Raw genomic sequence first — 21,230 nt, 5'->3', positions numbered from 1 at the left:
ATTTCAAAATCTCGGTGGGCAGGTCGATGTCGGCCTTCGTTGCAGCACAAGCGCCAGGGGGCCGGTCTTCATCGGGCTTCCGGCTCGCCATGCTGCTGCCCGGCGCGCTGGTCACATTTCTGCTGATCCTGTTTGCGCTTGGCCTGGTGATGTTCCTCGCCTTCCGCGGCAATGACGGCTCACTGCTCGGCGTTGGGCTGACCGTCGAAAATTTCGTCACCGTGGCCACCGATCCGCTCTACTGGACGGTGACGCTGCGCTCGCTGGTCATTGCCGGCCTGGTGACGCTGGCGACTGTCGTCACCGCCTATCCCGTCGCCTACTATCTCGCCTTCCACGCCGGGCGGCGGCGCGGCCTGCTGCTTTTCCTGGTGACGCTGCCGTTCTGGACCAGCTATCTCCTGCGCGTCTTCGCCTGGAAGATCGTGCTCGCCTATAACGGCGTCCTGAACTCGGCGCTGATTGAAAGCGGCATCTGGTCGGAGCCGACATTGGCCTTTCTCAACACGCCGGCCGCGGTGGTCGTCACGCTCGCTCATGCCTACGCGCCCTTCGCCATCCTGCCGATCTATGTGGCGCTGGACACCATTCCGAAATCGTTGCTCGAGGCTGCCTCCGACCTCGGCGCGCGGCCGTTCACCGCGTTCCGCCGCGTCGTGCTGCCGAACTCCATGCCGGGCGTATTGGCCGCCGCGCTGGTCGTCTTCGTACCGACCGTTGGCGACTATGTCACGCCGGCCATGGTCGGCGGTCCGGCCAGCACCATGATCGGCACGCTGATCCAGTCGCAGTTCGGCAAGGCCAATGACTGGCCGTTCGGTGCGGCCCTCTCGGTCTGCGTCATGTTGGTCATCCTCGTCGTCGTGCTGGTCGCTCGCGGCGCCGACCGCAGATTTGGCAGCCGCACATGAAGGCGGAACAAGCCGACACGAAACGGGATGGAAGCTGGCTCGGCCTCTACGTGCTTGCCTATCTGGTGTTTCTCTACCTGCCGGTGCTGCTGATCCCGCTGTTTTCCTTCAACGATTCCATCCAGGCTGCGTTTCCGCTGCAGGGTTTTACGTTGCAATGGTATCAGACGCTCTACGGCAATCCGGCGCTGTCGGGCGCGCTCCTGAACAGCCTCGTCATCGCCGTCATCGCCGCATCCGGCGCCACGCTATGCGGCATCACCGTTTCCTATATGGACCTCTATGGCCGCTCGCCTCTGGCCGCCACGATCAGCGCCATCGCCCGGCTGCCGATCCTCATTCCCGGTGTCATCGTCGGCATATCCCTCTTGATCCTGGTCAACCTCATTGGCCTTGGACCATCGCGCGTCGCCATCGTGCTTGGCCACATACTGGTGGCGCTGCCGACGACGGTGGTCGTCATGCGCAGCCGTTTCGCCGCCATTCCCAGGACGGTTCGCGAGGCCGCGCTGGACCTCGGCGCCTCCGACTGGACGACGTTCCGGCGCGTCATGCTGCCGCTCAGCCTGCCGGCCGTGCTGTCGGCCTTCATGCTTGCCTTCCTGATTTCCTTCGACGAATTCATCGTCGTCTTCTTTCTCGCCGGAACTGAGCCGACGCTGCCGCTCTACATCTGGAGCCAGCTGCGCTTCCCCCGCTCGCTGCCGACCGTCATGGCGCTGGGGACGGTGATCCTGGCCGTATCCTTCATCATCGCCGGCACCGCCGAGATCCTGCGCCATCGCGGGCTCGGCGCCGCGCGCCGCAATCCAGCCTGACCATAACAAAGAAGAGGAGAACGAAAATGACCTTCCACCTGAAATCGATAACCGGACACAAAGCTCGCGCCGGCCTTGCCGCACTGGCGCTCGCACTGTCGTCGACCGTGGCGCTGGCAGCCGAAAAGCTGCAATATTTCACCTGGTCGGGCTACGAACTGCCCGACTTCAACAAGAGCTTCCTCGCCGCGCACCCCGATGGCGTCGAGGCCTCGATCTTCGGCGACGACGACGATGCCTTCACCAAGGTCAAGGCCGGCTTCCGTCCTGACATCGCGCATCCTTGCTACGACAAGGTGGCGCGCTGGAACAAGGAAGGGCTGCTGCAGCCGATCGACACCAAGCGCATCAAGAACTGGGATTCGATTTTCCCGGTGTTCAAGAACCTGCCCGACCTGCAGGCCGGCGACGGCAAGGTGTGGATGGTGCCGTGGGACTGGGGCAACACCTCGATCCTCTACCGCACCGATCTGGTGAAGAATCCGGAAGCGAGCTGGAACCTGCTCTGGGACAAGCAATATGCCGGCCGCATGGCGACCATCGACGCCGTGCATGACACGCCGATCGTCGCCGCGCTTCTGGCCGGGGTGAATCCCTTCGACATGACCGCGGAACAGATGGACAAGGTCGCGGCAAAACTGCGAGAACAGCGCCCGCTGCTGTCGAGCTACACCACCGACATGACCTCGGTCGAACAGGCGCTGGCCAGCGGCCAACTGGTCGCCGCCATGACCTGGAATGCGTCGGCCACCTCGCTGAAGAAGCAGGGCGTGCCGGTCGAGTTCATGAAGCCGAAAGAAGGCATGCTGACCTGGGCCTGCGGCTTCGTCATGCTCAAGGACGCCAAGAATGTCGATCTCGCCTATGATTTCATCAACAGCCGGCTCGACGCCGATTCGGGCAAATTCCTGATCCAGTCCTACGGCTATGGCAGCTCGCTCAGCACCGCTTTCGCCGGCGTGGCGAAGGACGAGCTGGAGAAACTGCAACTGCCGTCCGACCCCGAGGTGATGCTGAAGAGCACGATCTTCACCGGGCCGATGAAGCAGAATGACGATGTGGCGAAGATGTTCGAGAAGGTGAAGGCTGGCGGGTGACGCTGATCTTCCCTTCTCCCCTTGTGGGAGAAGGTGTCGCCGAAGGCGACGGATGAGGGGTGCTCCAGCTTGGCGCCGACGGCGATCCGTCACCCACCCCTCATCCGTCTCGGCGCTGCGCGCCGATCCACCTTCTCCCACAAGGGGAGAAGGCAAAACCGCGAAGCACTGCGCCAGTGAAGTGACTGCAACGAGGACGAATGCATGGATGTTCTTGACGAAGCGAAACCCAAGGACGATGCCGACGTTCGCGTTGGCCGGCGCGTGCGGGCGCTGCGGCTCGAGCGCCGCCTGTCGCTGGCAGAACTGGCGGCAAAAGCCGGCGTGTCGATCGGTGCGCTGAGCCAGATCGAGCGCGGCATGTCCTCGTTGCGCGTCAAGGTGATCTGGCCGCTCGCCGCTGCGCTGGACATTGAGCCGTCGGCGCTGATTGCCGACGGCAATGATGCCGTCAACGATCTCTATTGCGTGCGCGCCGACAAAAGGCGGCAGATCCCGGTCAAGTCGGAAGGCATCGCCAAGGCGCTGCTGTCGCCGCCGGGCGCGACGCTCACCGGCATGCTGGTGACGGTCGAGGCCGATGGCGGCACGGCGGAAGCCTATGCCCATGCCGGCCATGAATTCGGCTATGTCCTTTCGGGCGAGGTCGAACTGGTGGTGGATTCGACCAAATACGGGTTGAAGACCGGCGACAGCTTTGCCTTCAAGAGCACGCTTTTGCATGCCTTCCGCAATCCCGGCGCCGAGCAATGTCAGATCCTGTGGGTCAACACCACAAAACCCTCCGAGGTTCGCGATGGCGCCTGATCCACTTGTCCGGTTGCAGGCGGTCTCGAAGGTTTTTCCCGGCGGCATCGTTGGGCTCGATGCCGTCGACCTCGACATTATCAGCGGCGAGTTCATCACGCTGCTTGGGCCATCGGGCTGCGGCAAGACCACCAGCCTGCGCGTCATTGCCGGCTTCGAGAGCCCGTCGAGCGGCAAGGTCTTGCTCGACGGGCGCGACATCACGGCCCTTCGGCCCTTCGATCGGCCGGTCAACACCGTGTTCCAGGATTACGCGCTGTTTCCGCATATGGACGTCGCCGAAAATGTCGGCTTCGGCCTGTCCCTGCGCAAACTGTCCGGCGCCGAGCAGGCCAAGCGCGTCGGCGAGGCGCTCGACATGGTCGGTCTCGCCGACAAGCTCCGCGCCCGCGTCTTAGAACTCTCGGGCGGCCAGCGTCAGCGCGTGGCACTTGCCCGCGCCATCGTCTGCGAGCCGCGCGTGCTTTTGCTCGACGAGCCGCTGTCGGCGCTCGACGCGCATCTGCGCGAACAGATGCAGGTGGAACTGAAGCGGCTGCAATCGCGGCTTGGCACCACCTTCGTCATGGTCACCCACGACCAGACCGAGGCTTTGTCGATCTCCGACCGCATCGTCGTCATGAACAAGGGCCGCATCGAGCAGATTGCGCCGCCGGCGACGCTCTATGACCGGCCCGCCACGAAGTTCGTGGCGAGCTTCATCGGCACCATGAACCTGTTGCAGTCACACTTTGTCGGCCGCGATGGCGATCGCCTGCGTTTTACCGCCGGCACCTTGCCGCTGGAGGCCGTTTCTGAAACCGGCCAGTCACCCGGCGAAGGCGAAATGCGCACCATCGGCGTGCGTCCGGAGGATTTGCTGGCGGCCACCGAGGCGGCCGAAGGAACCGCGCCGGCGCGGGTGAACAGCATCGTCTTCCACGGCCGTACCTTGCGGCTGCACGCCGAGCTGGGGCAGGGGTTGCCGGTGGTGATCGATGCGCCGCGCCAGGCCGAGGGGTTTCAATTCAGCGTCGGCGACGTGGCGCATATCAGCCTGCGCCGTGGCGCCAACTGCCCTATGCTGCCGGGCTAGTCTGATCCACCTTCGCAAGGTTGCCGCCAATTGACCGGCCAGGACGATTCCATGGCCGGCATGTGAGAAATCGTCGCCACACAGTCGCGCTATATCTATCGTCCTGACACGCCTTGTCAGCTGTCGTGCGGGCAAAGGTGGCGGGCCGGCAAGCGATCCCCTACTTCGAGTGCGTCTGAACAGGAGGAACACAAAATGACCATCGCAGAAATTGCCAAGGATTTCACCGAGCTCCTCAAGCAGGGAGACCACAACGGTGCCGCCGAAAAATACAATGCCGACGACATCGCCAGCTACGAAGCCATGGAGGGGCCGATGGCCGTCAGCCATGGCAAGGAGGCCCTCAGGCAGAAAAGCCAGTGGTGGCAAGAGAACCACGAAGTCCATGGCGGCTTGGTCGAGGGCCCCTATGTCAATGGCGACCAGTTCGCGGTGCGCTTCACCTTCGACATAACGCCCAAGGCCACCGGCCAGCGCGTCACCATGGATGAGGTCGGCCTGTACACGGTCAAGAACGGCAAGATCGCCGAAGAGCGCTTTTACTACTGAGGCCAGGAATCAGGCTCTCCGAACTCTTTTCTCTTCGTTGCAGGTCTGATGAATGAGCAAGGCGGCCGGGGCAATCCCCTGGCCGCCTTGTGGCGCTCAAATAGTCTTCACATACTTGGCAAGCTGGTCGGCCACCGTACCCCAGCCATCGAAGAAACCCATCTCTTCATGATTGTTGCGGGTCGCCTCGTCACGGTGAATGGCGGTGGCGGTGTAGCGCGTGCCGCGGCCGTCCGGCTGGAGGGAAATGACCGCGGTGATGAAAGGCTCACCTGACGGCCGATAGCCCGGCAGCAGCGCATCCGTCCACACCAGCCGCTCGTTCGGCACGATGTCGAGATAGCAGCAATGGCGGTCGTTCACCTCCTCGCCGTCGGGTGACTGCATGCGTGTCCGGAACACCCCGCCTGGCTTGAGATCGATCTCGCAATCGGTGATCAGCCATGGCTTGGGCGTGAACCATTGCTTGACATGCTCCGGCGTCGTCCACGCCCGCCACAGCAACTCGCGCGGCGCATCGATGACGCGCTCCAGCACGAGGTCCAGCCTGGGATCCGGCTTGAAAGGGTAGCTCATTTTTCCTGCTCCTTGAGGGTCATCAGATAGGCATCGAACTGGTCGAGGCGGCGCTCCCACAATGTCCGCTGTTCGGCCAGCCAGTTTTCGGCAAGCTGCAGCGGCTCTGGCGCCAGTTGGTAGGTCCTGGTGCGGCCGATCTTTTCTGAGCGCACCAGCCCGCAGCCTTCCAGCACCTTGAGATGTTCCATGAAGGAGGGCAGCGCCATCTCGAAAGGCTGCGCCAGTTCGCTGACCGAGGCCGGGCTGCGGTTCAGCCGCTCGACAACACGGCGCCGCGTCGGATCGGCAAGCGCGCGGAAGATGCCGTCGATCGGCGGAGGGCTCGGATTGGTGGTCTGGAGGCTTGTCATTGGTCGGTCCTGTGATGCCGCCAAAAGCAGCTTGGAAGATACTTAGGAAAATTCCTTAGTATTGGCAAGCCCGAAAATTCCGCGGTTGCCGGCCTGGGTGCTGGCAAAGCGGGCAGGGCAGTTTTAGGCTGTGCGACGGATTCGGCTATCAGCCCAGGGGAAGCGCGCTTTGACGATTACGATCTACGGCATCACCACCTGCGATACGGTCAAGAAGGCACGCGTCTGGCTGGACAACCATGACGTACCCTATCGTTTTCACGATTTTCGTGCGGAGGGGCTGGACGCGAAGCGGCTCGATGGCTGGGTCGGCAAGGTCGGCTGGGAAAAGCTGCTCAACAAGAGCAGCACCACGTTCCGCGAGCTGGCGGACAAGGACAAGCAATCGCTCGATGAGAAGAAAGCCAAGGCGCTGATGTTGACCAAGCCAACGATGGTCAAGCGGCCGGTGCTGGAGGTGGGTGACCGGGTTCTCGTTGGCTTCAAGCCGGAGGCTTATGAGCAGGCGGTGAGATAGGTAGCGAAGCCGTTGAAGCTGCCGATCTCCCCCCTCGTGGGGGAGATGTCCGGCAGGACAGAGGGGGGCGCTGTCCCGCCGGCCTCAGAAGTTCCGGCCGCCTCAGCCGATCCCGCGCAGATACCCCGCCAGCGCCACGGCATTGTTGTGCGCTTCGTCATGGGCGCCGTAGAGCAGCGTTACCTTGCCCTCGCGAAGCAGGTGGCGCAATTGCGCCACCGCCTCGCCATTCCCATCCAGCTCAACACGATACCGCTCCTGAAACTCTGCCCAGCGCGCCGGTTCATGCCCGAACCACTTTCGCAATTCATCGCTCGGCGCGACCTCCTTCAGCCACAGCGCCAGCGCGGCATGCTCCTTGCTGACGCCGCGTGGCCAGATGCGATCGACGAGAACCCGCTGCCCGTCACCAGGTGCGGGTGGCTCGTAAATCCGCTTCACCGTCAGGTCGAAGGCCATCACACCCTCGCTGGTTGGAAACCTTCAGGCCCACTCGCCCTTGCGCATCACAGGCACGCGGCTGCCGTCCTTGTGGACGCCGTCAATGTCGATCTTGTCCGAGCCGATCATCCAGTCGATGTGGATAAAACTCTTGTTGCCGCCGCGCGCGGCGATCTCGTCTTGGCTGAGCGAGGCGCCGTCGACGAAGCACTTCGAATAGCACTGCCCGAGCGCGATGTGGCAGGCGGCGTTCTCGTCGAACAGCGTGTTGAAGAACAGCAGGCCGCTGGCCGAGATCGGCGACGAATGCGGCACCAGCGCCACTTCGCCCAGACGCCGCGATCCCTCGTCGGTGTCGAGCACCTTCTTCAGTACATCTTCACCCTTGGAGGCCTTGGCCTCGACGATCCTGCCTTCCTCGAAACGCACCGAGATCTCGTCGATCAGCGTGCCCTGGTAGGACAGCGGCTTGGTCGAGGAGACGTGGCCTTCGACCCGCCTGGCATGCGGCGTGGTGAAGACCTCTTCGGTCGGAATGTTGGGGTTGCAGGTGATACCGTTCTTGGCGGTCGAGGCGCCGCCCATCCATTCATGCCCGTCCGCCAGCCCGACGGTCAGGTCGGTGCCCGGTCCGGTGAAATGCAGGGCGTGGAAATTATGGCCGTTCAGCCATTCGGTGCGGCCGCGCAGCGCTGCATTGTGCGCCGTCCAGTTGCCGATCGGGTCCTCCACGTCGACCCGTGATGCCGCGAAGATGGCATCGGCGAGCTTGGCCACGGCGACATCGTCGGCATCGCCAGGGAAAACCTGCTTGGCCCAGGCGAGGTCCGGATAGGCGACGATGTTCCAGTTGATGTCGAAGCCGGTGATCTTTTCCAGCGCCGGCTGGTAGGCCATCGAGTTCGCCTTGTTGGCGCGCGCCACTTTCGCCGGGTCCTGCGCCGACAACAGCGATGGATCCTCGCCGCGCACGGCAAGCCTGGCCGCATTGTTGGAAAAAGCCTTCGCCATGCCTTCATAGAGCCAGCCGGCGGCGTGGTCGAAACTGGCGTCCGCCCCGAAGCGGTAGCGCGCCAGCGTCATCTCGTCATCGTTGAAGATCGGCGTCACCAGCCCAGCGCCGGCCTTGTAGGCATGTTCGACAATGCGCCTGGTCAACGGCAATGCCGCGATCGACGAGGTCAGCACCAGATCCTGTCCGGGCTGCAATTGCAGCCCGACCTTGATGGCGACCTCCGCCAGCCTGTCGAGCTTCACCGGGTCGATCGTTGCGGAAACGCCGCGCGAATGTGTGGTCATGATCCTGCCTGCCGTGATGTTTGATCTGGTCTTACATAGACCGCGGCCGGCATCCTTTCCACCGCGATTGCGCTGGGCCAGTTCAGGCCATGATCCCGAAAAGTGGGAACCGGTGTTCGGAAAAGATCATGGTCAACCAAAAGAGACCGAGCCCCATCCCGATTCCATCGGGATGGAACAGGGCTCTAGGCCGCGCTTTCGAGCGATCCGAACTGCGCCATCGTTGCCGCGATCTCCTCCTTGATCCAGGCTTTGAAGTCCCGGACCTTGCGGCTCTCCGTCTTGGCCGACGAGGTCACCAGCCAATAGCCGAGCCCGCTCTGGGCGCGAATTCCAAATGGGGCCACCAGCCGCCCGTCGGCCAGTGCATCCGCCGTCAGCAACTGCCAGCCCAGCATCACCCCATGGCCGGCAATCGCCGATTCCAGGCACAGCATCGGATCGGTGAAGCGCGCGCCCTTCTGGAAGGTGACGGGCGCAACACCGGCCGCGGCGAACCAGCTTTCCCAGTTGATCATCGCCCGCTCGTCGGTGATGGCGCAGGTCTGGGCAAGGTCCTCGATCGATTGCAGTTTCCTGGCGATCACAGGCGCGCAGACCGGGAAGACCTCCTGCGCCAGAAGCAGTTCTGCTTGCCCGCCCGGCCATTTGCCGTCGCCAAGCCGGATGGCGATGTCGATGTCGGAATGATCGAGATCGGCCAGCCGCACCGACGCATCGATGCGCAGCAGCACATTGGGATGCCGGTCGAAGTGACGCGACAGTCTGGGCAGCAGCCATTTCGAAGCGAAGGCCGGTGCCGCCGAGACGACCAATGTGCATTGCGTCGCCTCGTCGGCCAGCGCCACGGCCTGGGCAAGCTCGCGAAATCCAGCACCGAGGCGGGCCGCGAAGACGCCGCCGAATTCGGTCAGCACCAGACCGCTCGCGGTGCGCTCGAACAGCGCCTGGCCAAGTTGCTTTTCGGTGCGGCTTATCTGCTGGCTGACGGCGCTGACGGAAACGTTGAGCTCGCCGGCGGCCGCGGCAAGCGAGCCGAGACGGGCAACAGTTTCGACGGCGCGAAGGCCGTTGAGATGGACGCGGTTGAGCATGGCCATTTGAGATTTTCTAAACTGCTCCGGGTGAAATCTCAATTGAAAGACACGCAGAAACGGCAGATTTTGTCGATGGGAGCCAGATCCGAGGAGCCGGAAATGTTAAGGCTGTTGTCGTCGCTGAAGGTTCTATTCGCCGTGGGCACGCCCTATGAGCCGCGCTCGCAGGGCGATACGCAGACATGGCTCACCGATCCGCTTTCGCACCCCGTCCTGAATACCATGTCGGAGCGCGAACTTGGTGACGTGCCGTTCAGGCTGACGGCGCGGCGGACGGTGTACGAGACCGCTTCATCGCATGCTGGTTTCGGTGGGCGCCGCTGAGTCGAGCACGCGCTTTCAGCTTCATTATAAGTCGAACCGCTCGCGGGTCTCTGCGCTCCACTGGCCCAACAGATGGCTGATTGTTTCGGCGATCGCTGCATTTATTGTGCGCTGCAATGAGATCGGCCACCTCGACAGCGCTGCGCTTCACCCTCGCCGGTATGATTGCGATGGCGGTGGCCATGGGCATCGGCCGCTTCGTCTACACGCCGATCCTGCCCGGCATGATGGAAGAGCTGCATCTGTCACCGGCCAATGCCGGATGGATCGCGTCCGCCAATTATCTCGGCTACCTCGTCGGCGCGTTTGTGGCGGCGGGCGGCTGGGCGCACGGGCGCGAGCGTCTGCTGATGCTGACTGGGCTTGGCGCCAGCACCGTCCTGGCCGCGCTGATGGGGTTGACCGACGCCATGGTCGCCTTTCTCCTCATCCGCTTTCTGGCCGGTCTGGCCAGCGCCTTCGTCATGGTGTTCATGGCCAGCATCGTTTTCAGCCATATCAATGCTGCCGGTCGTGGCGACCTGCAGGCCTGGCATTTCGGCGGTGTCGGCCTCGGCATCGCCATCTCGGCGGCGATGATGGCGGTGTTGGTCACGGAACATGCCGGCTGGGCGGCGGGTTGGTTGTGGTCGGCGGTAATTTCGGCATGCGGCTTCGTGGTCGTGGCGCTGCTGGCCAACGAAGGCCCGCTCGCCAACGGTGAAGCCGTCCGTGAGCCCGCGCTCCCGAAAGACCGGTCGCTGACGAAGATCATCGTCGCCTACGGCCTGTTCGGCTTCGGCTATGTGGTGACGGCGACATTCCTGGTCGCCATCGTCCGGCAAGGTGGCGGCAGCCGCGTCTTCGAGGCCATGGTCTGGCTGGTCGCCGGCCTTGCCGGTTTTCCCTCGACCTGGCTGTGGCAGAAGATCGCTGGACGGATCGGGCTCTACGCCGCCTATGCGTTGGCATGCTTCATCGAAGTGATCGGCGTCACCGCCAGCGTGGCGCTTGGCGGATATTCGGGGCCACTGCTTGGCGGGCTGCTGCTTGGCGGCACCTTCATTGCCATCACCGCACTTGGTCTGCAGGCCGCCCGCCAGCAGGCGCCGAAGGCACCCCGGCGCATCTTTGCGTTGATGACGGCCTCGTTCGGTCTCGGCCAGATCATAGGCCCGATTGCCGCCGGCCTTTTGGCGCAGATGTCAGGCGATTTCTTCCTGGCTTCGATCGTCGCTGCGGCCATGCTGGTGGTCTCCGGCGCCATCACCTGGTCGGCCGCGCCAAAATCGCCATGATTTGTGGTCTTGCTCTGCGCCGGGTGTCGGGCAGGCATTTTCTTTCCCCCTAATGTGTGACTTTATGCCCGCCGAAGTCAGCTGATTTGCCCATCGAGCAAGGAATTCGCCACAGTGTTCGTATCCTTCTTCCCGCAGCCGAAGCTCTTTTTCTCTTCGGCCGCCATCTGGAGCCTTGCGGCAATCCTGTTCTGGTTTTTCGGGGGGGAGCAACTGGGCTCCGTTTTCGGCCTGCCAGCGGCCGCCGCTGACGCGCCGCCCATCATCGGCATCGCCGTGCTGGTGTCGAAGCCGTTCCTCTGGTTCTACATCTACTTCGTGGCCTGCGTGGCCATCTTCTACGCGTTCTGGAGCTGGTATTCCCCGCATCCGTGGCAGCGTTGGTCCATCCTGATGACGGCGGTCATCCTGTTCTTCATCTATTTCAATGTGCAGGTCAGCGTAGCCGTCAACGCCTGGTACGGACCCTTCTTCGACTATGTGCAAGGCCTGATGTCAGGGACCGGGAAATCGACCAACGGTGAATTCTACACCGGACTGGCTGACTTCTCATGGCTGGCGCTGGTTGGCATGAATGTCCAGGTGGTCAATGCCTTCATCGTCAGCCACTGGATTTTCCGCTGGCGCACGGCGATGAACAACTACTTCATCGAGAATTGGGGCAGGCTGCGCCATATCGAGGGTGCTTCGCAGCGAATCCAGGAAGACACGATGCGGTTCTCGCAGATCATGGAGGATCTCGGCTCCAGCTTCGTCCAGTCGATCATGACCTTGATCGCCTTCCTGCCGGTGATGATCCAACTGCAGGCTCATATCAGCGAATTGCCGATCATCGGTGCGATCCCGCAGCCCCTGGTGGTCGCGGCACTCGCTTGGTGTCTGTTCGGAACGATCTCGGTGATGATTGCCGGCCTGAAGCTTCCGGGGCTGCAGTTCCGCAACCAGCGCGTCGAAGCCGCTTATCGCAAGGAGCTGGTTTACGGCGAAGACCATGCGGACAGGGCGCAACCCGCGACCACTGCCGAGCTGTTCGCCAATGTCCGGCACAATTATTTCAGGCTCTATTTCCACTACATCTATTTCAACGTCGTCCGGTACACCTACCTTCAGGCCGACAACATCTTCTCGCTGCTGATCCTGGGTCCGTCGCTGGTCGCGCACAAGATAACGTTCGGCGCGCTGAACCAGATCTCGAATGCCTTCGGCAAGGTGACGGGTTCGCTGCAGTTCCTGCTGACCTCGTGGTCGACCATTGTCGAACTGCAATCGGTCCACAAGCGCCTGCGCGCCTTCGAGGCGACGCTGCTGGGCGAGCCGCTGCCCGAAATCGACCAGCGCTATCTGGCAAGGCAGGGCGCCGAAGATCCGGCATAGTAAGGTTTGATGTAAAACGGGTTGGCGGCTCAGCCGCCAACCGCGGCCTGCTTCTGGTCGCCATCCTGCCGCGAAACATAATCGCGAAAGCTGATGCATTCGACATCTGATTTCACGCAGACTTCGCCGGCGAAGCGCTCCAGTGCGTTCCAATAGGCGCCGTCATTCATCAGCGTGAAGTGGAAGCCGAGTTCCAGCGCAATGCGCTTGCCCTGATATTGCGTGTCGAAAGCGGCGCGAAACGCCTGATAGGTCCGGTCGGCGAATTCGCCCGCCTTGCTCGGCCGCTCGAAGCCGCCGGAGTGTCTGACATAGAGATTGTAATCCATGGCGATCACCGGCCTGGAATTCGGACCTTCCGGGATCTGCGGCAGTGAAAAGCGGGTGATGCCGCCGACGGTCGGCGGCTGGGCAGGGCCCTGCGAGACGCCGCTGGCGTCGAACTGGTAGCCGGCGGCGGGTAAGGCCTCGTAGAGCGCCTTGCTTGCCGACAGATAGGGCGCGCGAAAACCGACCACGCCATGCCGGGCGAATTCGCGCCAGCCATCGGGTTCAGGCACAATGCCGTTGATCGCATAGGCGTTCTCGAGAATGTGCTTGAACGAGCCGAACTCCTTCAGCCAGTCGGCCTTGCTCCAGTCTTTGCCGTCGAAATGGCCACAGGCGTGGCTGGCGATGTCATGGCCCTCATGCGCGGCAAGGCCGATCTGTTCGAGCCGCTCGGCCACTTCCTGTTTGGAAGCGGCAAAGCCGATATTGGATTTGCCGGCCGTTTTGCCGGGCGCGGTGTATTCCTTGCGCGTCTCAGGCGACAGCAGGAAGACGCAGGAGAGAAAATAGGTGAAATGCGCGCCGGTGCGCTGCGCCAGCGCCCGGCTGCGCTTCCACTGCGAGATGTCGCGGGCGCTGTCGAAGGAAATAATGACCACCTGCTTCGGCTTCGCCGGCATTGGCGGCGCGGGTGGATCGGCCAGAGCCGAGCCGGCGGTGGCGAGGGAGGCAAGTGCAAACGCAGCAACACGAAACAAACAAGGCATCGGCAAACTTACAGGCTCCTGGCGGTCAGCAAGCCGGCTATCCCCGAAATGTGGCGTGGGTGCGATTGGGCTTTTTGCCGGTTTGCCCCGGGGCAAACATCGGCTTGCCCCCGGCAAACATCCGTTTGCCCCGGGGGAATAGCCGATTTTCCGGCCGAACCCCTTCCATGCCGACAAAATTTCGCTAAAACGCGGGCTCATGAACCGCCCCGGCCCGGGGCAAAAGTGGTTTTGATTGATGTCCGACGACAGTTTTATCCGTGAAGTCAACGACGAGATGCGTCGCGAACAGGCGCAGAAGCTGTGGGACCGTTTCGGTCCGGCCTTGCTTGTCATTGCGATTCTCGTGGTGCTCGGCACCGCCGCCTTCGTCGGTTATCGCTATTGGGACGAGACCCGCGCCAACCGCTCCGGCGATGCCTTCTCGCAGGCGCTGAAGCTAGCCAATGACGGCAAGAACGACGATGCGCTGGCCGCGCTCGACCAGCTGGAGAAAGATGGCTACGGTGCCTATCCGCTGCTCGCCCGCATGCGCGCCGCCACCGTCAAGGCGAGCAAGGGCGACACCGATGCCGCCGTGAAGGATTTCGACGAGGTCGCCGCCGACACCGCCATCCCCCAGGGCATTCGCGACATGGCGCGGCTCAGGGCGGCGCTCCTGCTCGTCGATCACGGCTCCTTCGCCGACGTGTCCAGCCGCGTCGAGGCGCTGACATCGGACACCAACACGCTGCGCCACACCGCGCGTGAGGCGCTCGGCCTTGCCGCCTGGAAGGAAGGCAAGACCCAGGACGCGCTAAAGCTGTTCGACCAGATCGCCGCCGATGACGGCGCCCCGCGCAACACCCGCGAGCGGGCAACGCTGATGTCCGAGCTGATCCGCGGCTCTGGCAATGCCTCGTAAATGCATGTCGCCCAAAAGTGTGCAGCGGTTTTGGGACAACGACATGCATGATTGTAGGACTGTATGACCTTCAAAGTCGCCATTATCGGCAGACCTAACGTCGGCAAATCGACCCTTTTCAATCGGCTGGTGGGAAGGAAGCTGGCGCTTGTCGACGACACGCCGGGCGTCACCCGCGACCGTCGCGTCCATGCCGCCAAGCTCTACGACCTGCATTTCGACGTCATCGACACCGCCGGTTTCGAGGACGCGGGTGCCTCGACCTTGCCCGGCCGCATGCGGGCGCAGACCGAGATCGCCATCCGCGAAGCCGATCTGATCTTCTTCACCATCGACGCCAAGTCCGGCTTGCTGCCGGACGACAGGACCTTCGCCGAGATCGTGCGCAAGTCCGGCAAGCCGGTCGTGCTGGTCGCCAACAAGGCCGAAGCCAAGGGCGCGCAGGGCGGCATGCTGGAGGCCTGGGAACTGGGTCTTGGCGAGCCGATCCCGGTTTCGGCCGAACATGGCCAGGGCATGCCCGATCTGCGCGATGCGGTCATTGGCGCGCTCGGCGAGGCGCGCGCCTTCGGCGAGGAGGAAGAGGGCGAAGACGACGAGATCGCCGCCACCGAGGTACTGATCGGCGAGGACATTGCCGACCCTGATGCCGAGGATGCGCACACCTACGACGACACCAAGCCGATGCGCATCGCCGTCGTCGGCCGCCCGAACGCCGGCAAGTCGACGCTGATCAATGCGCTGATTGGCGAGGAACGGCTGCTGACAGGACCGGAAGCCGGCATCACCCGGGATTCGATCTCGGTCGACTGGGACTGGCATGGCCGTCGGCTGAAACTGTTCGATACCGCGGGCATGCGCCGCAAGGCCAGGATCCACGAAAAGCTCGAAGTGATGTCGGTGCAGGATGGCTTGCGCGCCATCCGCTTCGCCGAGATCGTCGTCATCGTGCTCGACGCCACCATTCCCTTCGAGAAGCAGGACCTGCAGATCGCCGACCTGATCATCCGTGAGGGTAGGGCGCCGGTGATCGCCTTCAACAAATGGGACCTGATCGATCATCCGCAGGAGCTGCTGGCGGAACTGCGCGAGAAGACCGAGCGGCTGCTGCCGCAGGTGCGCGGCATCCAGGCCGTGCCGGTCTCGGCCGAGACCGGGCGCGGCCTCGACAAGCTGATGGACGCGGTGCTCAGGACGCACAAGGTCTGGAACAGCCGCGTCTCGACCGGCAAGCTCAACCGCTGGCTCGAAGCCATACTGGCGCACCACCCCCCGCCCGCCGTTGCCGGGCGCCGCCTCAAGGTCAAATATGTCACCCAGGCCAAGACGCGGCCTCCGGGTTTTGTTGTCCAGTGCTCGCGGCCGGATGCGATGCCGCAAAGCTACGTCCGCTATCTCTCGAACAGCCTGCGCGAAGCCTTCGACATGCCGGGCGTGCCGATCCGCATTGCGCTGCGCACCTCGGACAATCCGTTCGCCGGCCGGGCCAAGAAGCGTAACTGAGCTCCAGCGCTCGTCTGATCAGGCCACGGCACGCAAGCCGGCACCCCGCGCATTGCCCGGCAAGGCCTGCCGCGCCGCCTCCAGCAATATGTCTCCGAGGCGGGCCGCCACCGGCTCGGGCTCGGCATCCCGTCGATGCAGGAACAGCGCCATCTTGGGCAGCGCCGGCAGCCCAGCGATCTCCGGCGTCATCGCGCTGACGCTGGCCGGCAGGCCGATGTCGGTGCGGATCGTCAGTCCCAGCCCAGCCGCCACGGCCGCCCAGATGCCGCCAAGGCTCGGGCTGGAGAAGGCCATGCGCCAGGGCAGCCCGGCGCGGTCGAGCGTTTCCGTCGCCACCGTGCGCAGCAGGCACGGTGCTTCGAGTGCCACCAGCGGCAGCGGTTCGCCATCGCGCAGGCTGGTCTCGATGCGCTTTGCCGGGCCGATCCAGCGCATGGGAACATCGGCGACATGCTCGCTGTAGGGCAGCGTCTGGCCGCTGTGCCAGGCGAGCGCGATGTCGAGGCTACCCGACACCACCCTTTCGGCAAGGTCGTGGCTGCGCGCGATCCTGGCCTCGATCTTGACCTTGGGGTGGGCACGGGCGAAGCGGCCGAGAACATCGGGCAATACAGCCTCGCCTAAATCCTCCTGCAGGCCGAGCCGCACCCAGCCTTCCAGTTCGACGTCATGGATCGCCGCGGCCGCCTCGTCATTCAGCTCGAGCAGCCGGCGGGCATAGCCGAGCATGGTCTCGCCGGCCTCCGTCAAGGCCAGCCCACGCCCCGATTTGCGGAAGATCGGCGTCGCTGCCTGCTCTTCCAGCTTCTTCAATTGCGCGCTGACCGCCGAGGTCGACCGGCCGAGCCGGTCGGCGGCCTTGGCAAAGCTGCCCAACTCCATGCCGGTGACGAAACTGCGGAGAACGTCGAGGTCGAAGGTCGCACGTTGCATAGAAATGTCCTGCTTTTCAGGATTAACAGTCAAAAACTTCCTGATTTTAAGGACGAAATTATGGCGCTACAGAGATGCCGTCAAGGTCCAGGCGACTGGGCCACCACGGGAATGAAACCATGTCCGCCATTGTCGACTGCACCGACCAACAGCCAAGACAAATCCTGAAAGACAGCGCTGCAGGCCCCGCCGCAAGGGTGTTCAGCCCCGGCCATCGCTGGAAGGTCCTGGGCATCGGCGTTGCCGCGAACGCAGGTTTTTCGGCCACCTTCTCCGGCATACCGGCAACGGCGGTCGTGCTTCGTCAGGGCTATCACTTAAGCAATGCCGAACTTGGCTTGGCGCTCGGCCTTCTCGGCCTGGGCGTTGCGCTCAGCGAATTGCCCTGGGGCCTGCTCACCGATCGCTGGGGCGATCGCCGCGTGCTGCTGATCGGGCTTGGCGCGACGGCGGCCTGGCTCCTTGCCATGGCCATGCTTGTCGTGCCGACAAAGTCAGGCGTTCCCGATGTCATGCTGCTGTCGGCAAGCCTGCTCCTCACCGGATTGCTCGGGGGCAGCGTCAACGGCTCGAGCGGCCGCGCCATCATGGGCTGGTTCCGGGAAAACGAGCGCGGCTTTGCCATGAGCATAAGGCAGACGGCGGTGCCGCTTGGCGGTGGCCTCGGCGCGCTTGTCCTGCCGTCGCTCGCGCTCGCCTACGGCTTTTCCGCGGTGTTCGGGCTGCTGGCGGGCGCATCGGCTCTCTCCGCCCTGTTTGCCTGGCGTTGGCTACACGAACCGCCGACGGCGGGGCACGCCGTTTCGCCGGCCGCGACCGGACCGGCGCCGCTGCGCAACATCGAAGTCTGGCGCATCGCCACCGCCATCGGCCTGCTTTGTTTCCCACAAGTGGCGGTGCTCACCTTCGCATCGGTGTTCCTGCACGACTTCGCCGGGCTGGGAACAGCGGCGATCAGTGCGAGCCTCGCAGCCGTGCAGACCGGTGCCATGGTCATGCGCGTCTGGAGTGGGCGCTTCACCGACCGCCATGGCAACCGCCGCCAGTTTCTGCGCCTGTTGAGTGCGCTCAGCGCGTTCGCCTTCGCGGTGCTTTGGCTGCTGGTGCTGGTCAGCCCCCCGATGCCGGGCGGCCAGTCTTTCCTGGTTGCCGTCCTTCCCTTGGTGCTGATTGTCGCAGGCATCTCGGTGTCCGCCTGGCATGGCGTCGCCTATACCGAGCTAGCCACCCTTGCCGGCGCCGGCCATGTCGGAACCGCGCTCAGCTTGGCCAACACCTTCGTTTTTGTCGGTTTCTTCCTGGTGCCGGTGGCCATTCCGGGGCTGCTGCACCTCTGGTCCTGGTCAGGCGTCTGGCTGTCGGCCGCCATTTGCGCGCTGATCGCCTGGCCGATCTTCCTGCGGCCGGCGGGTGCAAGGTCAGGCGACGGCGCCGACAATAACAGGCGCGGATAAGGGTGCCCGCCTGGTCATCGGGAATTTTTTCCTGGCCCAGTCCATACCGGGTGTTTCCACCGTTCGATGGAGAACGATTGAAAAACCGAGGCTTAGTACGCCTGCCGAGATCGCGGCGACTGTCGGACCACAGTGCTGCCTGATCTCGAAGTTGTAAGCCAGGACGTGGATGACGACCTGATGGATCATGTAGAATGCGAAGCTGATCTCCCCGCAGAAAACCAGCACACGGCAAGACAGGACGCGGGTCAATGAGCCTGACTGATGTGCGAAGACGTAGACGATGGCGGCGAAGAGTGGATACAGCCCGAATTCGCGATAGGCGACGGACGCCATCAGCGATGCATGATCGGCAAAAAATTGCGTGATCTCGGCATGTACGCATGCCCAAAGCACCAGGCACACCACTGCTGCAACCTGGCAGAACGTCACCCAGTCATTGGAAATGCGCCGGTTCCTGAACAGCTGATAGACGGCTATCCCGGACAGAAATTCCACCATACGCACGGGCGGGAAGAGGTGAACCAGCGACGCATCCGTGACGTAGAGGTCCAGCCAGGGCTTTTCGGAAGGGGGCGGAAATACAGGCCCGGGCAAAGTCGCTGTGAGAGCGATCAGACCAAGGACGGCAAATGTCCAGCCACAGACCACCAGCATGATCTGATTTGGCCGCAAGATCAGAATGAGCGGTAAGGCGAGATAGAAAAACAGTTCGACCGATATCGACCAGGAAACGCCGTTATATGCGTAGGCCGTGCCGTAGGTTGGAAACCAGGAACTCTGCAGTGTGGTTGCCAAGTATGCGGTGAAGAGACTGGTTGGAGGATGACGCGCCACAAGGGCAAGGAAGAAACATAGCATGTGGACGGGCCACAGCCGGAAGAATCTCTGCAAGATGAAGTTTCTTATGTCGCGCCAGCCAAGGAAACGCCCCGAGAAACTGTACGCCAGCACGAACCCTGACAGGACAAAGAAGAACGAAACGGCACAGCCGAGATACATGTCCCGAATGGATCGGGATGCATCGATCCCCAATTCCGTCAGATGGTAGATGAAGATCGACAGAGCTGCGAAGGCGCGCAGCGCCGTCAGATTGAGAAGCGTCGGGCGTGCCGTTGCTTTCGCCGATTGGGCGTCATCCACGGCAATATTTCCCGCGACCGCTGTCATCCGTCCGCTGTGCTGAACCACTGTTTGGAACCAACTGCCATATGGCGGTTCGAATATGGATATCCCGTTAAGCCCATCCTCTGGACCAGCAGACCTACCGGCTCGCCCTGCCAGCGTCGGGTCGTTCGAAGCGACGCGCCGCGCGACGGTTGGCCGCAAAACCGCCCGACTTCCAAACCACGACCTTGAGCCGACTGAGAAAACCCGATCGAACCCGTTAACGTCCCATCAAGGTTAATGCATCATTTTGCTCTCCAGTGGGGTCAGTAGCGTTCCTGGAGAGAGTTCTGTGCATCGACGCGTCTTGAAGCGGCTTGTTGCCGCCGCCGGTGAGAAGAAACGCAATTTTGTGTCTCCTTTCATCATCGGCCTCGGCATCTGGATCGGCTTCCCGACCGTCGCCGCCTACCAGGACATGACCAGCCTGGTTTCCGGCCTCGAATCGCCGACCGCGCGCTGGAATTCCTATGTCGAGAGATCCGTCGCGGGCTCGACCCATGCCGCCGAGATGCCCTTCATCGATTCCGACGTCACCGGCTCGATCTCCGGATCGGGCATTCACCTGGCAGGCGTCGGCAACGTGTCGTTTCGCGGCAAGGGCGGCAAGGTCAGCGGCTCGCCCGACGAGGATCGCGTGGTGCGTGCCGACAAGAAGGGCCGCATCGTCCAGGTGTCTCCCGTCGCGCCGCCGAAGAACTTCAACGCTGGTTCGATTTTCCAGCGGACCTCTTCCCTGATGCGGCCGAGCATGGACGGCGGCCTGAAAATGGCCTTTGCCAAGCCGCAGATCAAAGGCAAGGAAATCCAGATCGCCGCGGAATTCCATGCGCGTGAGGACAAGAAGCCTGATCCCGGCGTGCCGGCCATGCTTGCCGCTTTGGTGAACAACGACCATCCCGACGTCCTGGCGACGGCCTATGCGCAATCCGAGCCGGACTATGCCAAGGCTTCGCCCTTCGAAGCCCTGCTGCAGGACGAGCAGCCCAACAGCGGCCGCTTCATTCCGCCGATGGCCAAGGGCGACCATTGGTGGATCCAGAACCCGCTGCCGGCCAGCGTCTTCTCCAAGCCCGAGCAAAAATGCCTGGCCAATGGCATCTATTTCGAGGCAAGGAGCGAATCCGTTCGCGGCCAGGCTGCCGTTGCCCAGGTCATCCTCAACCGCGTGCGCAATCCGGCCTATCCGAATTCGATCTGCGGCGTCGTCTACCAGAACGATAGCTGGTTCAACCGCTGCCAGTTCTCCTTCGCTTGTGACGGCAGGAAGAAGCGCATCGACGATCCTGCCGCCTACAAGACCGCGCAGGACATCGCCATGGCCGTCACCGCCGGCAAGATCTTCATCCCCGAGGTCGGATCGTCGACCCACTACTATGCCCAATATGTCCATCCGGGCTGGGCGCGCACGATGCAGAAGATGACCAAGATCGGCCTGCATATCTTCTACCGCACCTATGGCGGCGGCTGGAGTTGAGGGGCCCCGGCTGCTGGTCTTTCCGACCGGCCACAGGCTCAATCGGGCAGCCATTGCCGGGGGGATTCGTGCAACGCATCCCCATCATCGCGGCGGGCACGATGTCGCACCTCCTTAATTCATTGATTTTATTGCCTAAAATACATGGCAATGATCTTCCGCCCGTGGCTTGACGGGCGCAAACCCTCTAACTATGTTGCCGGCGACTTTAGAAGCGGACGGACGGTGACGGTCTGA

General features: G+C 63.0%; 22 protein-coding genes. 14 read left to right on the top strand and 8 right to left on the bottom strand.

The genetic code is table 11. The features are described 5' to 3' along the window. Positions 1 to 26: 26 nt before the first annotated feature. The 6 genes from JN279_RS29450 to JN279_RS29425 all read left to right on the top strand — a co-directional run bounded on the left by JN279_RS29450 (position 27) and on the right by JN279_RS29425 (position 5,257). On the top strand, positions 27 to 911 hold the full coding sequence (locus tag JN279_RS29450) for an ABC transporter permease (protein WP_202350919.1): 885 nt from the start codon (positions 27 to 29) through the stop codon (positions 909 to 911). Then, on the top strand, positions 908 to 1,729 hold the full coding sequence (locus tag JN279_RS29445) for an ABC transporter permease (protein WP_202350918.1): 822 nt from the start codon (positions 908 to 910) through the stop codon (positions 1,727 to 1,729). Before JN279_RS29450 ends, JN279_RS29445 begins: the two co-directional genes overlap by 4 nt. A 26-nt stretch (positions 1,730 to 1,755) precedes the next feature. After that, the gene (locus JN279_RS29440) at positions 1,756 to 2,826 is read left to right on the top strand and encodes an ABC transporter substrate-binding protein (protein ID WP_202350917.1); all 1,071 of its coding nucleotides are present in this window, start codon (positions 1,756 to 1,758) and stop codon (positions 2,824 to 2,826) included. Positions 2,827 to 3,030: 204 nt separating this feature from the next. Then, positions 3,031 to 3,633: a cupin domain-containing protein gene (locus JN279_RS29435; protein WP_202350916.1), complete on the top strand. Its 603-nt coding sequence runs from the start codon at positions 3,031 to 3,033 to the stop codon at positions 3,631 to 3,633. After that, positions 3,623 to 4,708 (top strand): ABC transporter ATP-binding protein, encoded by a 1,086-nt coding sequence (locus JN279_RS29430; protein WP_202350915.1) that lies wholly within the window; start codon positions 3,623 to 3,625, stop codon positions 4,706 to 4,708. The genes JN279_RS29435 and JN279_RS29430 overlap by 11 nt, the downstream gene beginning before the upstream one ends. 195 nt (positions 4,709 to 4,903) lie before the next feature. Beyond that, on the top strand, positions 4,904 to 5,257 hold the full coding sequence (locus JN279_RS29425; protein ID WP_202350914.1) for a SnoaL-like domain-containing protein: 354 nt from the start codon (positions 4,904 to 4,906) through the stop codon (positions 5,255 to 5,257). Positions 5,258 to 5,353: 96 nt separating this feature from the next. Here JN279_RS29425 and JN279_RS29420 read toward each other — a convergent pair whose 3' ends face one another. Further along, entirely contained in the window at positions 5,354 to 5,833 is a 480-nt protein-coding gene (locus JN279_RS29420) for an SRPBCC family protein (protein ID WP_202350913.1), read from the bottom strand. After that, positions 5,830 to 6,186 carry an ArsR/SmtB family transcription factor gene (locus JN279_RS29415; protein WP_202350912.1) on the bottom strand — a complete coding sequence of 119 codons (357 nt, stop codon included), beginning with the start codon at positions 6,184 to 6,186 and terminating at the stop codon, positions 5,830 to 5,832. The genes JN279_RS29420 and JN279_RS29415 overlap by 4 nt, the downstream gene beginning before the upstream one ends. 169 nt (positions 6,187 to 6,355) lie before the next feature. Here JN279_RS29415 and JN279_RS29410 point away from each other — a divergent pair, with 169 nt between their 5' ends. Next, a complete protein-coding gene (locus JN279_RS29410; RefSeq protein ID WP_202350911.1) occupies positions 6,356 to 6,703 on the top strand; it encodes an ArsC family reductase in 348 nt (115 codons plus the stop codon). A 102-nt stretch (positions 6,704 to 6,805) separates the two neighbouring features. Here the strand turns inward: JN279_RS29410 and JN279_RS29405 are convergent, their stop codons facing one another. The 3 genes from JN279_RS29405 to JN279_RS29395 form a co-directional block, all read right to left on the bottom strand. Continuing rightward, positions 6,806 to 7,162, bottom strand: coding sequence for a DUF488 domain-containing protein (locus JN279_RS29405; RefSeq protein ID WP_202350910.1), 357 nt, complete (start codon positions 7,160 to 7,162; stop codon positions 6,806 to 6,808). Between the two features lie 24 nt (positions 7,163 to 7,186). Next, positions 7,187 to 8,443, bottom strand: a complete 1,257-nt coding sequence (locus JN279_RS29400; RefSeq protein ID WP_202350909.1) for an aminopeptidase — start codon at positions 8,441 to 8,443, stop codon at positions 7,187 to 7,189. A 185-nt stretch (positions 8,444 to 8,628) separates the two neighbouring features. Beyond that, positions 8,629 to 9,543 carry a LysR substrate-binding domain-containing protein gene (locus JN279_RS29395; protein WP_202350908.1) on the bottom strand — a complete coding sequence of 305 codons (915 nt, stop codon included), beginning with the start codon at positions 9,541 to 9,543 and terminating at the stop codon, positions 8,629 to 8,631. Here JN279_RS29395 and JN279_RS29390 point away from each other — a divergent pair. From JN279_RS29390 to sbmA, 3 genes are all read left to right on the top strand, one after another. Next, positions 9,520 to 9,864: a hypothetical protein gene (locus JN279_RS29390; RefSeq protein ID WP_342216280.1), complete on the top strand. Its 345-nt coding sequence runs from the start codon at positions 9,520 to 9,522 to the stop codon at positions 9,862 to 9,864. The genes JN279_RS29395 and JN279_RS29390 overlap by 24 nt on opposite strands. Positions 9,865 to 9,980: 116 nt before the next feature. Continuing rightward, complete coding sequence (locus tag JN279_RS29385; protein ID WP_096455829.1) at positions 9,981 to 11,141, top strand: YbfB/YjiJ family MFS transporter; 1,161 nt, start codon at positions 9,981 to 9,983, stop codon at positions 11,139 to 11,141. Positions 11,142 to 11,255: 114 nt separating this feature from the next. Next, on the top strand, positions 11,256 to 12,515 hold the full coding sequence (sbmA, locus tag JN279_RS29380; RefSeq protein WP_096455831.1) for a peptide antibiotic transporter SbmA: 1,260 nt from the start codon (positions 11,256 to 11,258) through the stop codon (positions 12,513 to 12,515). A gap of 29 nt (positions 12,516 to 12,544) precedes the next feature. Here sbmA and JN279_RS29375 read toward each other — a convergent pair whose 3' ends face one another. Continuing rightward, positions 12,545 to 13,552: a polysaccharide deacetylase family protein gene (locus JN279_RS29375; protein ID WP_202350907.1), complete on the bottom strand. Its 1,008-nt coding sequence runs from the start codon at positions 13,550 to 13,552 to the stop codon at positions 12,545 to 12,547. Positions 13,553 to 13,790: 238 nt separating this feature from the next. Here JN279_RS29375 and JN279_RS29370 point away from each other — a divergent pair, with 238 nt between their 5' ends. Further along, positions 13,791 to 14,456, top strand: a complete 666-nt coding sequence (locus JN279_RS29370; protein ID WP_096455835.1) for a tetratricopeptide repeat protein — start codon at positions 13,791 to 13,793, stop codon at positions 14,454 to 14,456. Between the two features lie 63 nt (positions 14,457 to 14,519). Continuing rightward, positions 14,520 to 15,959 carry a ribosome biogenesis GTPase Der gene (der, locus tag JN279_RS29365; protein ID WP_202350906.1) on the top strand — a complete coding sequence of 480 codons (1,440 nt, stop codon included), beginning with the start codon at positions 14,520 to 14,522 and terminating at the stop codon, positions 15,957 to 15,959. Positions 15,960 to 15,977: 18 nt separating this feature from the next. On the opposite strand, the gene JN279_RS29360 is transcribed toward der, so the two are convergent. Next, complete coding sequence (locus JN279_RS29360) at positions 15,978 to 16,895, bottom strand: LysR substrate-binding domain-containing protein (protein WP_202350905.1); 918 nt, start codon at positions 16,893 to 16,895, stop codon at positions 15,978 to 15,980. 119 nt (positions 16,896 to 17,014) lie between these two features. Between JN279_RS29360 and JN279_RS29355 the strand changes: the two genes are divergently transcribed. After that, the gene (locus JN279_RS29355; RefSeq protein WP_202350904.1) at positions 17,015 to 18,349 is read left to right on the top strand and encodes an MFS transporter; all 1,335 of its coding nucleotides are present in this window, start codon (positions 17,015 to 17,017) and stop codon (positions 18,347 to 18,349) included. Here the strand turns inward: JN279_RS29355 and JN279_RS29350 are convergent. Then, positions 18,314 to 19,519, bottom strand: coding sequence for an acyltransferase family protein (locus JN279_RS29350; protein WP_202350903.1), 1,206 nt, complete (start codon positions 19,517 to 19,519; stop codon positions 18,314 to 18,316). The genes JN279_RS29355 and JN279_RS29350 overlap by 36 nt on opposite strands. Before the next feature lie 289 nt (positions 19,520 to 19,808). Between JN279_RS29350 and JN279_RS29345 the strand changes: the two genes are divergently transcribed. After that, a complete protein-coding gene (locus JN279_RS29345) occupies positions 19,809 to 20,993 on the top strand; it encodes a cell wall hydrolase (protein ID WP_202350902.1) in 1,185 nt (394 codons plus the stop codon). Positions 20,994 to 21,230: the final 237 nt, after the last annotated feature.

Source organism: Mesorhizobium sp. 113-1-2 (genome assembly GCF_016756475.1).
Lineage (GTDB): Bacteria > Pseudomonadota > Alphaproteobacteria > Rhizobiales > Rhizobiaceae > Mesorhizobium > Mesorhizobium loti_C.
This window is presented reverse-complemented; position numbering and strand designations above follow the sequence as displayed.

Bases quoted from the DNA above. Each gene is read 5' to 3' on its own strand.
- JN279_RS29400 (WP_202350909.1), bottom strand. From the start codon at position 8,443: ATGACCACACATTCGCGCGGCGTTTCCGCAACGATCGACCCGGTGAAG.
- JN279_RS29350 (WP_202350903.1), bottom strand. From the start codon at position 19,519: ATGACAGCGGTCGCGGGAAATATTGCCGTGGATGACGCCCAATCGGCG.
- JN279_RS29425 (WP_202350914.1), top strand. From the start codon at position 4,904: ATGACCATCGCAGAAATTGCCAAGGATTTCACCGAGCTCCTCAAGCAG.
- JN279_RS29375 (WP_202350907.1), bottom strand. From the start codon at position 13,552: ATGCCTTGTTTGTTTCGTGTTGCTGCGTTTGCACTTGCCTCCCTCGCC.
- JN279_RS29430 (WP_202350915.1), top strand. From the start codon at position 3,623: ATGGCGCCTGATCCACTTGTCCGGTTGCAGGCGGTCTCGAAGGTTTTT.
- JN279_RS29440 (WP_202350917.1), top strand. From the start codon at position 1,756: ATGACCTTCCACCTGAAATCGATAACCGGACACAAAGCTCGCGCCGGC.
- JN279_RS29450 (WP_202350919.1), top strand. From the start codon at position 27: ATGTCGGCCTTCGTTGCAGCACAAGCGCCAGGGGGCCGGTCTTCATCG.
- JN279_RS29420 (WP_202350913.1), bottom strand. From the start codon at position 5,833: ATGAGCTACCCTTTCAAGCCGGATCCCAGGCTGGACCTCGTGCTGGAG.
- JN279_RS29395 (WP_202350908.1), bottom strand. From the start codon at position 9,543: ATGGCCATGCTCAACCGCGTCCATCTCAACGGCCTTCGCGCCGTCGAA.
- JN279_RS29435 (WP_202350916.1), top strand. From the start codon at position 3,031: ATGGATGTTCTTGACGAAGCGAAACCCAAGGACGATGCCGACGTTCGC.
- JN279_RS29370 (WP_096455835.1), top strand. From the start codon at position 13,791: ATGTCCGACGACAGTTTTATCCGTGAAGTCAACGACGAGATGCGTCGC.
- JN279_RS29445 (WP_202350918.1), top strand. From the start codon at position 908: ATGAAGGCGGAACAAGCCGACACGAAACGGGATGGAAGCTGGCTCGGC.
- JN279_RS29415 (WP_202350912.1), bottom strand. From the start codon at position 6,186: ATGACAAGCCTCCAGACCACCAATCCGAGCCCTCCGCCGATCGACGGC.
- JN279_RS29385 (WP_096455829.1), top strand. From the start codon at position 9,981: ATGAGATCGGCCACCTCGACAGCGCTGCGCTTCACCCTCGCCGGTATG.
- JN279_RS29405 (WP_202350910.1), bottom strand. From the start codon at position 7,162: ATGGCCTTCGACCTGACGGTGAAGCGGATTTACGAGCCACCCGCACCT.
- JN279_RS29390 (WP_342216280.1), top strand. From the start codon at position 9,520: ATGGACGCGGTTGAGCATGGCCATTTGAGATTTTCTAAACTGCTCCGG.
- der (WP_202350906.1), top strand. From the start codon at position 14,520: ATGACCTTCAAAGTCGCCATTATCGGCAGACCTAACGTCGGCAAATCG.
- JN279_RS29355 (WP_202350904.1), top strand. From the start codon at position 17,015: ATGTCCGCCATTGTCGACTGCACCGACCAACAGCCAAGACAAATCCTG.
- JN279_RS29360 (WP_202350905.1), bottom strand. From the start codon at position 16,895: ATGCAACGTGCGACCTTCGACCTCGACGTTCTCCGCAGTTTCGTCACC.